The 13,092-nt window shown below is 72.7% G+C and carries 10 protein-coding genes and 1 riboswitch; of the genes, 5 read left to right on the top strand and 5 right to left on the bottom strand.

The window, feature by feature from the left end:
- The first annotated feature begins 324 nt into the window (after positions 1-324).
- Positions 325-2,013, top strand: coding sequence for a ricin-type beta-trefoil lectin domain protein (locus ACZ38L_RS05565; RefSeq protein ID WP_465689510.1), 1,689 nt, complete (start codon positions 325-327; stop codon positions 2,011-2,013).
- Between the two features lie 231 nt (positions 2,014-2,244).
- Here ACZ38L_RS05565 and ACZ38L_RS05560 read toward each other — a convergent pair whose 3' ends face one another.
- Positions 2,245-3,006, bottom strand: coding sequence for a TetR/AcrR family transcriptional regulator (locus tag ACZ38L_RS05560; protein WP_465689508.1), 762 nt, complete (start codon positions 3,004-3,006; stop codon positions 2,245-2,247).
- A 257-nt stretch (positions 3,007-3,263) separates the two neighbouring features.
- On the opposite strand from ACZ38L_RS05560, the gene ACZ38L_RS05555 reads away from it, so the two are divergent.
- On the top strand, positions 3,264-3,740 hold the full coding sequence (locus tag ACZ38L_RS05555; protein WP_465689505.1) for a nitroreductase family deazaflavin-dependent oxidoreductase: 477 nt from the start codon (positions 3,264-3,266) through the stop codon (positions 3,738-3,740).
- A gap of 119 nt (positions 3,741-3,859) precedes the next feature.
- Positions 3,860-4,372 carry a GNAT family N-acetyltransferase gene (locus ACZ38L_RS05550; RefSeq protein WP_465689503.1) on the top strand — a complete coding sequence of 171 codons (513 nt, stop codon included), beginning with the start codon at positions 3,860-3,862 and terminating at the stop codon, positions 4,370-4,372.
- 13 nt (positions 4,373-4,385) lie between these two features.
- On the opposite strand, the gene ACZ38L_RS05545 is transcribed toward ACZ38L_RS05550, so the two are convergent.
- Positions 4,386-5,135, bottom strand: coding sequence for a hypothetical protein (locus ACZ38L_RS05545; RefSeq protein ID WP_465689501.1), 750 nt, complete (start codon positions 5,133-5,135; stop codon positions 4,386-4,388).
- Between the two features lie 268 nt (positions 5,136-5,403).
- A riboswitch (cobalamin riboswitch) is annotated at positions 5,404-5,533 on the top strand.
- Between the two features lie 193 nt (positions 5,534-5,726).
- Between ACZ38L_RS05545 and ACZ38L_RS05540 the strand changes: the two genes are divergently transcribed.
- Both ACZ38L_RS05540 and ACZ38L_RS05535 read left to right on the top strand, forming a co-directional pair.
- Positions 5,727-8,120 (top strand): ribonucleoside-diphosphate reductase subunit alpha, encoded by a 2,394-nt coding sequence (locus ACZ38L_RS05540; RefSeq protein WP_465689692.1) that lies wholly within the window; start codon positions 5,727-5,729, stop codon positions 8,118-8,120.
- Between the two features lie 62 nt (positions 8,121-8,182).
- Positions 8,183-9,139 carry a ribonucleotide-diphosphate reductase subunit beta gene (locus tag ACZ38L_RS05535; protein WP_465689690.1) on the top strand — a complete coding sequence of 319 codons (957 nt, stop codon included), beginning with the start codon at positions 8,183-8,185 and terminating at the stop codon, positions 9,137-9,139.
- A gap of 87 nt (positions 9,140-9,226) precedes the next feature.
- Here the strand turns inward: ACZ38L_RS05535 and ACZ38L_RS05530 are convergent, their stop codons facing one another.
- The 3 genes from ACZ38L_RS05530 to ACZ38L_RS05520 form a co-directional block, all read right to left on the bottom strand.
- The gene (locus ACZ38L_RS05530) at positions 9,227-11,215 is read right to left on the bottom strand and encodes a glycoside hydrolase domain-containing protein (RefSeq protein ID WP_465689499.1); all 1,989 of its coding nucleotides are present in this window, start codon (positions 11,213-11,215) and stop codon (positions 9,227-9,229) included.
- Between the two features lie 159 nt (positions 11,216-11,374).
- A complete protein-coding gene (gene def, locus ACZ38L_RS05525) occupies positions 11,375-12,007 on the bottom strand; it encodes a peptide deformylase (RefSeq protein WP_465689497.1) in 633 nt (210 codons plus the stop codon).
- Positions 12,008-12,086: 79 nt separating this feature from the next.
- Positions 12,087-13,076: a tetratricopeptide repeat protein gene (locus ACZ38L_RS05520; RefSeq protein ID WP_396557699.1), complete on the bottom strand. Its 990-nt coding sequence runs from the start codon at positions 13,074-13,076 to the stop codon at positions 12,087-12,089.
- Positions 13,077-13,092: the final 16 nt, after the last annotated feature.

Raw genomic sequence — 13,092 nt, 5'->3', positions numbered from 1 at the left:
GAAAGTACTATGGCCTTGGTGCCTCTCTTCCCCCCACTGGTGGGTAAGGTCTGGGGGGGGGGGGGCGGCCGGCCGGGTCCCCCCCCCCCCCCCCCCCCCCCCCCCCCCCCGCGTTCTGTGGTGTGGCGGGCGCTGGGTCGCGGCAAGCACTGCGTTGGGGCACGCACTGCGTTGCAGCGGACCTGCTTGCTTGATTCTGCGCGCTATACCGGCAGTCTTGACATCAACGTGCAGCACGGGTGCACTGGTTGCGCACCAGACCGCTCGGAACAGACCCCCGTCCGACTTCCCCGGCGCCCCCACGGCCGCCCGGAAGGAGCCCTCGTGCCACCGGTCCGCAGCGCACTCCGTCGTCTGCTCACGGCAGCCACCCTGCTCGCCCTCCCACTGACCGCCGCCCCGGTTGCCGCCGCCACCCCGGCCACTGCCGCCCGTTCGGACCAGCTCGCCGCCACACCACCGATGGGCTGGAACGACTGGGCCCACTACCAGTGCGGCATCACCGAACAGACCATCACCTCCAACGCCGACGCGCTGGTCTCCTCCGGCCTCGCCGCCAAGGGCTACACCACCGTCACGGTGGACGACTGCTGGATGGCCGCCAACCGGGACAGCGCCGGCAACCTGGTCGCCGACCCGGTCACATTCCCGCACGGCATGGCCTGGCTGGGGGCCTACCTGCACAGCCGCGGCCTGAAGTTCGGCATCTACGAGGACGCCGGCTCGGCCACCTGCGGGGGCTACCCCGGCAGCGGCCAGCCCCAGGGCGGCGGCGCCGACCACTTCGCCCAGGACGCCGCGACCTTCGCCTCCTGGGGCGTCGACTACCTCAAGCTGGACGGCTGCAACGTCTGGAACGCCCCCGACCAGACCCAGGAGCAGGCCTACCACCAGGCGTACGACGCCGAGTCCGCAGCGCTCCGGGCGAGCGGTCGCGACATCGTCTTCTCCGAGTCCGCGCCCGCCTACTTCCAGAACGGCGAGTGGGGCAACCCGAGTTGGTTCTCGGTCCTGGGCTGGGTCGGCCAGGACGGCCAACTCTGGCGCGAGGGCTGGGACATCGCCACCTACGACGCCAACGACCCGACCGCCTCACGGTGGAGTTCGGTGCTCTCCAACTACGGCTACAACCGCTGGATCGGCCGCTACGCCAAGCCCGGCAACTGGAACGACCCGGACTTCCTGATCGCCGGCGACGCCGGGCTGACCGACGACGAGTCACGCAGTCAGGTCGCCCTCTGGTCGATGATGGCCGCGCCGCTGATCCTCTCCTCGGACGTCGCCCAGCTCTCGCCGGCCGCCGTCGCCGCGATCGGCAACCCCGACTTGGTGGCGATCGACCAGGACAGCGCCGGCCGGCAGGCCGCCGTGGTCTCCACCGACGGGACGACCGACGTGCTGGCCCGCCCGCTGGCGAACGGCGACCGCGCGGTGGCCGTGCTCAACCGGTCGTCGTCCGCCCGCGCGGTCAGCACCACGCTCGCCTCGGTGGGTCTGCCCGGGTGCGCGGTGACCGCCAAGAACCTCTGGACGGGGGCCAGTTCGACCACCTCATCGGCCCTCACCGCGACCGTGCCGGCGCACGGCACGGCGATCTGGCGGCTGAGCCCGCGGGGTTGCGCCCCGGCCGTGCCGACCGGCCAGCTCACCGGGAACGGTGCGAAGTGCGCGGACGACTCCAACAGCGGTACCACGGACGGGAATCCGGTGATCCTCTACACCTGCACCGGCAACCCGAACCAGCGGTGGACCATGCCCACCGACGGGACGATCCGCACGCTGGGCAAGTGCCTTGCGGAGTCCGGGAGTTCGACTGGCTCGTGGGTGACGCTCAGCAGCTGTGACGGCGGCGCCGACCAGCGGTGGGCGGCACGACCGGACGGGACGGTGGTGAACTCCGCCTCCGGCCTGTGCCTGGACGGCTACGGCGGCAGCACCGCCGACGGCACCCGACTGGACGCCTGGACCTGCGGCGACCACCAGGCCAACCAGGCCTGGTCCCTCCCGGCCTGAGCCGGCCCCCACCCGCCCCCTGTCCGCCGGCCGCGGCGCGCCCCACCGCCCGCGGCCGGCTCTCCGCTTCGCCGCACTCGCCCGCGCTTCACCCGCACCCGCCCCGGGCATCGCCCGGGAAAGCCGCGCCCTGTCGCGAGAAGTCGGCCCGGCCGACGCCAGGCGCCAGGCGCCAGGACCCGCGCTCACCACTCCCGCCAGCCCCACCCACGCGCAGCCGCCCCGCCCCTCTCAGTCCGCCGGGGCCTCCGGCAGGCCGATGAGGTCCGCCATCTCCTCCACCGCCCGCGCGAAGAACTCGTCCGCCGGGTCCACCGAGCCGGCCAGGCGCCCGAAGAGTTCGAAGCTGATCATCCCGAACAGCTGCGTCCAGGCGATCATCGCCCGGACCAGCACGGCCTGCGACAGCTCCGGAGCGTGCCGGGCCGCCAACTCGGTCAGCTGCGTGGCGAGCACCGGCGACGCCGGACGGCCGGGGGCGCCGTCCAGGTGACCGGCGGCACCGCGGATCACGTCGACCAGTGCGAGCGGGACCCGGGTCGCCAGGGCGACGGTCTCCTCCGGCGCGTGGTACCCGGGCACCGGGGTGCCGTAGATCAGCGCGTACTCGTGCGGGTGCTCGACGGCCCAGCCGCGCACCGCGCCACAGAGCGCCCGCCAGCGCTCCCGTGCGCCCTGAGCGCGCTCCGCACGGGTGGGGCCGGCGCCGGCCGTCGATCCCCCTCGGGCGGCGCCGGCCGACCCACCCACCAGCGCCCGCTCGACGGCCTCGGCCAGGTCGGTGTAGGCATCGACGATCAGGGCGGTCAGCAGGTCGTCACGGCTCGGGTAGTACCGGTAGAGCGCCGAGGACACCATCCCCAGCTCACGCGCGACCGCGCGCAGTGAGAGCTGCTGCGCCCCCGCCACGGCGACCTGGCGGCGCGCCTCTCGCTTGATCTCCTGGGTGAGTTCCTCGCGAGCCCGCTCCCGGGCGGTCCGAATCACTGCCATGCGTGACAGCCTGCCACATTTCGGAGCACTGCACACGACTTAGATCAGTAGTCACAATTCAGATCAACAGTCCATAACAGGAGCAGTGCTCTCACAAGAGATCGCCGACCATAAACGAGAGCACTGCTCTTGACTCAGCCGGCCGCCACTGGAAGAGTCCAGTGCACCGAAACGAGAGCACTGCTCTCGAAAGAGTGCACCGCTCCACACCACTGCACCGCCGCCCCGCCCCGCGTCGCACACCAAGGAGCCCCCTCATGGCATCGACCGACGGCTCACCGACCGACGGCCCGCGCTACCTCGACCCCTCCGGCAGCCGCGCCGCCGCGATCGGCAACCGTCTGGTCGCCGGACTCGCCGGGCTGGGCCTCAGCCTCCGGGGTTCCCAGGTGCTGGCAGTGCGCGGGCGCAAGAGCGGGCAGTGGCGCACCACCCCCGTCAACCCGCTCAGCCACCACGGCGAGCGCTACCTGGTCGCCCCGCGCGGCCACACCCAGTGGGTTCGCAACCTGCGCGCCGTCGGCACCGGCGAGCTGCGCCTGGGCCGCCGGACCGAGGCGTTCCGCGCCACCGAGCTGGCGGACGACGAGAAGCCGGAGGTGCTGCGCGCCTACCTCAAGCGGTGGCAGTCCCAGGTCAGCGGCTACTTCGAGGGGGTGGACGCCGACGCCCCCGAGGCCGAACTGCGGCGGATCACCCCGGGGTTTCCGGTGTTCCGGATCAGCCGGAGCTGAGCCGGCCCCGAGCGCCGGCGCACCCACCGCTCCGTCGCCGCCCACCGCGCCACCGCCGCCGGCCGGCCGAGCGGGAACCCTCCGGCCGGCTCCGACCTGCGCCTTGGCAGACTGACCTGATGGACATCGTCATCCGTGCCGCCCTCGAAGCCGACCTCGAACAGGCCGGCGAGGTCACCGTCGAAGCGTTCGTCGGTGACGGCCACACCCAACCGGACGGGTCGTACGTGGAGCTGCTGCGGGATGCTCGCCGGCGTTCCGCCGAGGCCGAGCTGTACGTGGCCGTCGATCCCGCCGATCTCTCGCGCGGGGCGGCCGGGCGCGTCCTCGGTTGCGTGACCTTCGCGGTCGGCGGCAACCCGTGGGCCGACATCGCCACCCCCGAGGAGGGCGAGATCCGGATGCTGGCCGCCGCCGCGGCCTCGCGTGGCCGCGGGGTCGGTGAGGCCCTGGTGCGCGCCTGCGTCACCCGCAGCCGCGAACTCGGCCTGGCCGGCATGGCGTTCTCCACCCGCCCGGCGATGACCGCCGCCCACCGGATCTACGAGCGGGTCGGCTTCCGGCGCACCCCGGAGCGCGACTGGTGCGTCCGCCCGGGGGTCGACCTGTTGGTCTACAGCCTCGCCTTCTGACCGGCGCGCCCGGTCAGCCCACCGCCGCCGCGCGTTGCAGCAGGCGGGTCCGCAGGTACGCGTCGAAGGCCGGCGCGGCGGCCGTGGCGGTGGCGTCCTGCGCCGCGCCGCCCGGCTTCACCGTGCCCTCGACCGTGAGATAGCCGTACCGGCCCAGCGTGCCGTGCGTGCCGGCACAGCCCGGACCGGTGCAGAACGACACCGCGCCCGGGGCGGCCAGGCCCTGGAGCTGCCCCTGGAAGCCGGCGAACGCGGCGTCGGCCTGGCTCCGGTGGTCGAAGACGGCGACTCCCAGGGTCACCACGCTGTCCCTCGTGACGAAGCTGACCCTGATCACCTGACGGCAGTCCTGGGCCGCGAGCAGGTTGCCCAGCCCGCCGGTGGTGGCCTTCCAGCACGGCTCGGTGGCCGCCTCGGCGGCCCGGGTCCAGGTGGCGCCGGCCACCGTGACGGTCGGCTCGGGGAACAGGCCGGCGGCGGAGAGCGGCGCGGTGTCGGTGGCGGCGTCCCAGAGCGGGGTGGTCGGGTCCACCGACGCCGTCGAAGCCCCCGCGGCCGCCACGGCCGCCGCCCGAGGCGTGGCCGGGGACCTCGCGAGCAGCACCGCCGCCCCGGCCCCGCCCAGCACCACGAGCACGCCCAGTGCCCCCAGCAGCACCCGCAGCCGGCCCCGGCGACGGGCCTCGGCCGCCGAGCGGTCGGCCAGCGCGGTCCAGTACTCCACCGGAGCGGTGGCCACGACGGGCGGCGCGCCCGGCAGCACGCCTGGTGGCTCTCCCGGGTACCCCGGGTACCCGAAGCCCGCTCCCGAATCCCCCGCCCCTTCACTCACGGGTGACGATCCTATGACACCCCGGCAGCTGACACGCCGGGATCCCCGCCGACGCACCCTCAGCCCGCCCGCACCGGGCCGTCCACCCAGCCCGGTAATCGATCCGTGTCCGAAGCGGTGGCTCACCGACCCGCCTCCGTCACCAGTCCGCCACGCCACGCCACACTACATGTGGGTGTTACATCCATCAGCCACCACTACATGTATGCTCGCTCTCGCTGTCGACGCAGGGGAACCCGGTGTGAGTCCGGGACTGCCCCGCAGCGGTGAGCGGGCGCCCCCACGAGGCGCCGGCGAGTCCGAGTACCTGCCGACGGTGTGCCACACGGCTTCCCCGCAGAGGCCTTGAAGCACGTCCAGCTTGTGTCCGGGCCTCGCGGGTGGGCCGGGGATGCCGCCGCAGCGCGCCGCCGGGTACGGGTGGCCGCGCCGAGCTCCCCTGCGCTGCCCCGGTCCGGTTCGTCCCACCGTCCGTCGCCGTCGCCAGGAGAGAGCGCCTTGACCACCGCTGCCTCAGCCACCCTGCCCGCCCAGGGAACCAGCACCGACCCCCTCGACCGGTCGGAGCCCGGCGCCGCGCTCCTCCGGACGCTGACGGACCGGAGCAGCGACCTCCCCCAGGTGGACCCCGGCCACGTCGCCGCCGCCGCACTGCGCGGCCGGCACGCCGGCTCCGACTTCGCGGAGCTGCGCGGGCTGGCCGTGGAGGCCGCCGCGTCGATGATCGCCGAGGACCCGCAGTACTCGAAGCTGGCCGCCCGACTGCTCGCCCAGGAGATCGCCGACGAGGCCGTCAGCCAGGGCGCGATCTCGTTCGCCGCCTCGATCGCCGTCGGCCACACCGAGGGCCTGATCGGCGACACCACCGCCGACTTCGTGGCCCGACACGCCGCCGCGCTCGACGCGCTGATCGACCGCCGGGGCGACGACCGCTTCGAGTACTTCGGCCTGCGCACCGTGCAGTCCCGCTACCTGCTGCGCCACCCGATCACCCGCAAGGTGATCGAGACCCCGCAGCAGTTCATGCTCCGGGTCGCCTGCGGCCTGGCCGTCGGCGACAGCGCCGAGTCGGTCACCGAGGTGGCCGAGCTGTACCGGCTGATGAGCACGCTCTCCTACCTGCCGTCCTCGCCGACCCTGTTCAACTCCGGCACCCGGCACCCGCAGATGTCCTCCTGCTACCTGCTGGACTCGCCGCTGGACAACCTGGACTCGATCTACTCGCGCTACGCGCAGATCGCCCGGCTGTCCAAGCACGCCGGCGGCATCGGCCTGTCCTACTCCCGGATCCGCTCGCGCGGTTCGCTGATCCGCGGCACCAACGGCAAGTCCAACGGCATCGTCCCGTTCCTGCGCACCCTGGACTCCTCGGTCGCCGCGGTGAACCAGGGCGGCCGGCGCAAGGGCGCGGCCTGCGTCTACCTGGAGACCTGGCACGCCGACATCGAGGAGTTCCTCGAGCTGCGCGACAACACCGGCGAGGAGGCGCGCCGCACGCACAACCTCAACCTGGCGCACTGGATCCCGGACGAGTTCATGCGCCGGGTGAACGCCAACGCCGACTGGTCGCTCTTCTCCCCCGCCGACGTCCCCGAGCTGGTCGACCTGTGGGGCGAGGAGTTCGACGAGGCGTACCGGAAGGCCGAGGCCGCCGGCAAGGCGGTCCGCACCATCCCGGCTCAGACCCTGTACGCCCGGATGATGCGCACCCTCGCGCAGACCGGCAACGGCTGGATGACCTTCAAGGACGCGGCCAACCGCGCCGCCAACCAGACCGCGCTGCCCGGCCGGACGGTGCACTCCTCCAACCTCTGCACCGAGATCCTGGAGGTCACCGACGACTCTGAGACCGCGGTCTGCAACCTGGGTTCGGTCAACCTGGGTGCCCACGTGGCCGCCGGCGCCACTGCCGGCGACCTGCTGAACGCGATGGACTGGGACCGGCTGGACACCACCGTGCGCACCGCGGTCACCTTCCTGGACCGGGTCATCGACATCAACTTCTACCCGACCACCGAGGCCGGCACCTCCAACTCCCGTTGGCGGCCGGTCGGTCTGGGCGTGATGGGCCTGCAGGACGTCTTCTTCCAGCTGCGGATCGACTTCGACTCGGCCGAGGCGAAGGAGCTCTCCACGCTGATCTCCGAGCGGATCATGCTGACCGCCTACGAGCGCTCCAGCGAGCTGGCCGAGCAGTTCGGGCAGCACCCCGCGTACGGCGAAACCCGGGCCGCCCGGGGCCAGTTGCACCTGGACCACTTCGCCGGCGCCACCCCGCACTGGGCCGAGCGCTGGGACGCCCTGCGGGCCCGGATCGCCACCACCGGCCTGCGCAACGCGCTGCTGCTGGCGATCGCCCCGACCGCGACCATCGCCTCCATCGCGGGCGTCTACGAGTGCATCGAGCCGCAGGTCTCCAACCTGTTCAAGCGGGAGACCCTGTCCGGCGAGTTCCTCCAGGTGAACCCTTACCTGGTACGGGAGTTGAAGGACCTCGGGGTCTGGGACCAGCAGACCCGGGACGCCCTGCGGGACGCCAACGGTTCGGTGCAGGAGCTCAACTGGCTGCCCGCCGAGGTCCGTTCGCGCTACCGGACGGCCTGGGAGCTGCCCCAGCGCGCGCTGATCGACCTGGCCGCCGCCCGCCAGCCGTACCTGGACCAGAGCCAGTCGCTCAACCTCTTCATGGCCGCACCCACCATCGGCAAGCTCAGCTCGATGTACGCGTACGCCTGGAAGGTCGGTCTGAAGACCACCTACTACCTGCGGTCGCGACCGGCCACCCGGATCGCGCAGGCCGCCACCGGCGCCGCGCGCCCCGCCGTCGCGATCCCCTCCCCCACCCTCACCCCGGAGCAGGAGGCCGCCATCGCCTGCTCCCTGGAGAACCCCGAGTCCTGCGAGGCCTGCCAGTGAGTACCACCCCCAACCGCCCGAACAACCTGCTGGACCCGGGCTTCGAGCTGACCCTGCGCCCGATGCGCTACCCGTCGTTCTACGACCGCTACCGGGACGCCATCAAGAACACCTGGACCGTCGAGGAGGTGGACCTGCACTCCGACGTCGCCGACCTCGCCAAGCTGAGCGAGGGCGAGCGGCACCTGATCGGCCGGCTGGTCGCCTTCTTCGCCACCGGTGACTCGATCGTCGCCAACAACGTGGTGCTGAGCCTCTACAAGCACATCAACTCACCCGAGGCCCGGCTCTACCTCTCCCGGCAGCTGTTCGAGGAGGCGGTGCACGTCCAGTTCTACCTGACCCTGCTGGACACCTACCTGCCCGACCCGGACGACCGCGCGGCGGCCTTCGCGGCGGTGGAGAACATCCCCTCCATCCACCAGAAGGCGCAGTTCTGCTTCAAGTACATGAACGCGGTCGACCACATCGACTCGCTGCAGAGCAAGGAGGACCGCCGTGCCTTCCTGCTCAACCTGATCTGCTTCGCCGCCTGCGTCGAGGGCCTGTTCTTCTACGGCGCCTTCGCGTACGTCTACTGGTTCCGCAGCCGCGGCCTGCTGCACGGCCTGGCCACCGGCACCAACTGGGTGTTCCGCGACGAGTCCATGCACATGGACTTCGCCTTCTCGGTGGTCGACACCGTGCGCGAGGAGGAGCCCGACCTCTTCGACGAGGAGATGGCCAAGCAGGTCACCGAGATGCTGGAGGAGGCCGTCGAGGCCGAACTGCAGTTCGCCCAGGACCTGTGCGGCGACGGCCTGCCCGGCATGAACACCGAGTCCATGCGCCAGTACCTGGAGGCCGTCGCCGACCAGCGGCTGGCCCGCCTCGGCCTGCCGATCCGCTACGGCTCCAGCAACCCGTTCGGGTTCATGGAGCTGCAGAACGTCCAGGAGCTGACCAACTTCTTCGAGCGCCGGGTCTCCGCGTACCAGGTAGCCGTGGAGGGTTCGGTCTCCTTCGACGACGACTTCTGAGAAGGACGTCCCGGGAGGACTTCCGAACCGGCGGCAACGGCCGCCGTCCCCGAGCGGGTTCGCTCGGGGACGGCGGCCGTCCGGTGTTCAGCGCGCGGTGAGGTAGGTGTCGCTCTCCCAGAGCGCGCCACCGTTGCTCGGCCCGCCGCCCGCACGGTAGACCACCAGGTTGCCGTCGTCCTGCATCACCGCGTAGGCCCCCGGGTGGCCCCAGGTGCCGCTCGCCCAGAGCGCGCCGCCGCTGTTCGGCCCGCCGCCCGCCTGGTAGACCACGAAGTTGCCGTCGCTCTGCTGGATCGCGTAGGCGCCGGGGTTCTGCTCGGTGTCGCTGGCCCACAGCACCGCGCCGTCCCGCCTGCGGTACATCACCAGGTTGCCGTCCGCCTGCATCATCAGCCGGGTCAGCGCGCCCTCGGTCCACTCGCCCGGGCCGAGCACCGTGCCGCCGGGCAGGACGGGCCAGACCTGGTACGTCCCCGAGTCCCACAGCGCGCCGCCACGGGTCGGACCGCCGCCGGGCGCGTAGACCACGAAGTTGCCGTCCGCCTGCACGGTGGCGGAGGAGCCGGGCCGGTAGGTGGCGCTGCTCCAGATCGGCGTGCCGTCAGGCCGGTAGACCACCAGGTTGCCGTCCCACTGCATCAACACGTGGGCGCCCGGGTTGCCCTGGGTGCCGGTGCTCCACATGGCCGGATCCGCCGCCGAGTCGCCGACCGCCGCGTAGGCGACAAGGTTGCCGTCGGTCTGCATGGTCACCGTCATCGTCGAGCTGGAGACGCTCTGCCCGGCGTCCAGCCGCTGGCCGGGGGCCAGGTTGTTCGCGCCGGCGGGCGAGCCGACGTCCAGCGCGTCGCCGTCGATGTTCAGCCGGCTGCCGCCCCAGGTCTCGCTCACCCCGCCGGAGTACTGGTGGACCCGGCGGTCGTTCGGCCAGTAGCCCGGTCCGGGCAGGCCCATGGCGGCGGACGAGGTGGTCTGGTCGGCGTTCCAGGCCGCCGACCAGACCACGTCCGGCCGCGGGTAGCCGCTGTTGTCGTACTGCCCGGCGAGATCCCTGATCCCGCTGCCGGCGCTGGAGTAGACGCCCGCGCGGTAGCCCGCGGCGTGCAGCCCGTTGGTCCAGCCGGCCAGGTAGGCGAGCACCCGGGCGCTGTAGCCGGCCGGGTTGTAGGCCTCCAGGTCGGCGTAGAGCACCGAGCCCGGGTGGAAGCCCAGCCCGGCGGCCTTGTTGGCCGCGTCGGCGGCGGCGGCGGCGCCCTGCTGGCCGGCGGCGGTCGGGTCGGCGTCGATCAGCACCGAGCCGATGGTGGCTTGCGGGCCGACGTAGACCGGCAGGAAGGTCCAGCCCTGGGCGGCCCGCCCGCCCACCCAGTCGGCGGTCAGGTTCGGTTGGGCACAGGCCTGCGAGGGGCCGCCGATGTAGATGCCGACCGAGCGGTACGGCGAGTGCCCGAGCCAGGCGGACATCGTCGCGGCGGACGGCGCGGCGCAGGTGTCGAACCCCCTGCCGGTGGCGTCGGTGCCCGGCACGGCCGTGCTGCCCGCGGCCTGCGGCACGGCGGCCGGACGTGGCGGGCGCACCGGGGCGGCCTTATTCAGCCGCGCGCCGGCCAGGATCCGGTTGACCCGCCGCGGGTCGGTTCCGTAACTGGCCGTCACCTGGAGGCCGGTGCCGCGCAGCTCGGCCCGCAGTTCGTGGTCCGCCGCCCCGGCCGCCAGCACCTGCGCGGGCAGTTCCCGGCCCGGCTCGACCACCGGCGCGGCCTCGCGCCCGGAGACCGGCGCCGGGACCGGTTCGATCAGCAGGTTGTCACCCCGGCCGGCCGGCAGGTGCGCCGGGCAGTCCTGCTCGGCGCCCGGGGTGCCCAGGTAGACGGTGTGCCGGTCGAGCCGGACGCAGCTGTCCGGCTCCCGGTCCAGGTCGACCACCCGCCAGTCGGCCGGCACCCGCAACTGGTAACCCTGGTACTCCACCAGCCGGGTGGCGCTGTCGGCCCGGGCCCCGGCCGCGCCGGTGGAAAGCGAGGCCGCCGCCACGATGGTGGCGGCGGCGATACCGGTCAGTCGTCTCCGCACGGCACGTCCCCCTGGGGATACGATCGGTGACTAGCCATCAACAGATCGTATGCGGGGCTCTTGCGCCCTCCGGGGTACGCCACTCCGCGCCGTCCCTCGAATGCGCCGACGCGGCCGCCCCGCCGAGCGGGACGACCGCGGATTCGCGCCGACGACGTGTCAGTCGTTCGGGACCGTGGCGTACTTCGCGGTGCCCTCGGCCATCTGCCGCAGCGCGTCCTTGCGGTCGCGCTTGGAGAGCCGGTCGATGTAGAGGTAGCCGTACAGGTGGTCGGTCTCGTGCTGCAGGCAGCGGGCGAAGAAGCCGGTGCCCTCGACCCGGATCGGGTTGCCGTCCTTGTCCTGGCCGGTCACCGCGGCGTAGTTGGGGCGGGGCAGCTCGGCGTAGGCGGTCGGCACCGAGAGGCAACCCTCGTTGCCGTCGTCCAACAGCCGCCGCTCGGCCGGCAGTTCCTCCAGCACCGGGTTGATCACGTGGCCGATGTGCCGGACGTTGTCGTCGTCCGGGCAGTCGTAGACGAACACCTTGGCGTCCACGCCGATCTGGTTGGCCGCCAGGCCGACGCCCTCGGCCGCGTACATCGAGACGAACATGTCGTCGATCAGCGCGGACAGGTCGGCGTCGAAGACGGTGACCTCCTTGCACTCGCGGTGCAGCACCGGGTTGCCCACCACCGTGATCGGGCGCGCGGCGCCCTTGGAGAGGTCCGGCTCCTCACCGATCACCGTGACCGGGGCCTCGGCGTGCTCGTGGTCGTGCTCGTCGTGCTCGTGCTCGTGCTGGTCCGCCATCGCTGCTTCCGCTTTCTGGATCTCTCCGAATGACAGCCCTAGCGTACGGCCCCGCGAGCCGGGCTGGTCCTTACCGGTCCTAACAGACCTCTTCGACGTCGCGATAGGCCCGGGTGGTGGGCGAGGCCGCCACCCAGCGGTCCAGCAGCAGCCGGACCAGGCCGGCCGGGGCCGCGATGCCGCACTCCCGCTCGGTCAGCCAACCGGCGCCGTCGCTGCCCTGGCTGAGGTGGCTGAGGTGGCCGGGGTGCGCCGCGTCACCGTCGTCGTGCGGGTCGTGGTGCACGGTCCGGCCGTCGTCGGTCACCATCCGGCTCTCCGAGCAGGCTCGGCAGAGCAGCCGGACCGAGGAGGTCCAGTCCTCCGCCGCGTAGCCGGCGTCGGCCACCAGCCGCTCCAACGCGTCCCGGTCGGCCTCGGTGGCGGCCTGCAGCAGCACCACGTAGGTCGGCACCGGCGAGGGCGCCCACAGCTCGATCTCGTCGAAGACCGGGTACGCGGCACCGTCCGCCACCCGCTCGCCGTGCGGCGCGCCGTCGTGCAGCACCACCTCGCCCCAACGGCGGCCGGAGGAGGGCAGCGGGATGGAGAGCACCTCGACCCGGGCCGGATCCAGCCGGCGGCCCCAGACCACTTCGGACTCGCCCTCCGGGGAGAGCCGCACCGGGGTGGTGCCGAGGTCGAGGCGGACCGGCTCGTCCGGCGCCGCGCTCGGGGCGGCCGGCAGCCGCAGGCCGTACGCCTGCCAGGCCCGGCGGGCCAGCGGCCAGTCCTGCAGGGCGGTCGCGGTGATCCCGAGGTTCCACCAGTCGGGGGCGCCGTGGTCGCGGTCCAGCAGCGCGACGGCCCGCAGGCCGGCTGCCCTGGCCTGCTCCCAGTCGCGCCGGAACTTGTGCAACAGGGCCAGGTTGAACCAGGAGTCGGAGAGCCAGGGCTCCAGGTCGGCCGCCATCACGAGCAGCGCGCCGGCGTCCTCGTACCGCCCGTTGTCGATCAGCGTGAAGGCCCGGTCGGTCGTCTGCCGCCAGGTGGCGGACGGCCGGTGCCGTGCCCGGTGGAAGATCTTCACGTTGCCCTGCCGCCTG

Source organism: Kitasatospora sp. NPDC024654 (assembly GCF_055559155.1).
The sequence above is the reverse complement of the archived record's forward strand: the minus strand, read 5'-3'. Positions and strand labels throughout refer to the sequence as shown.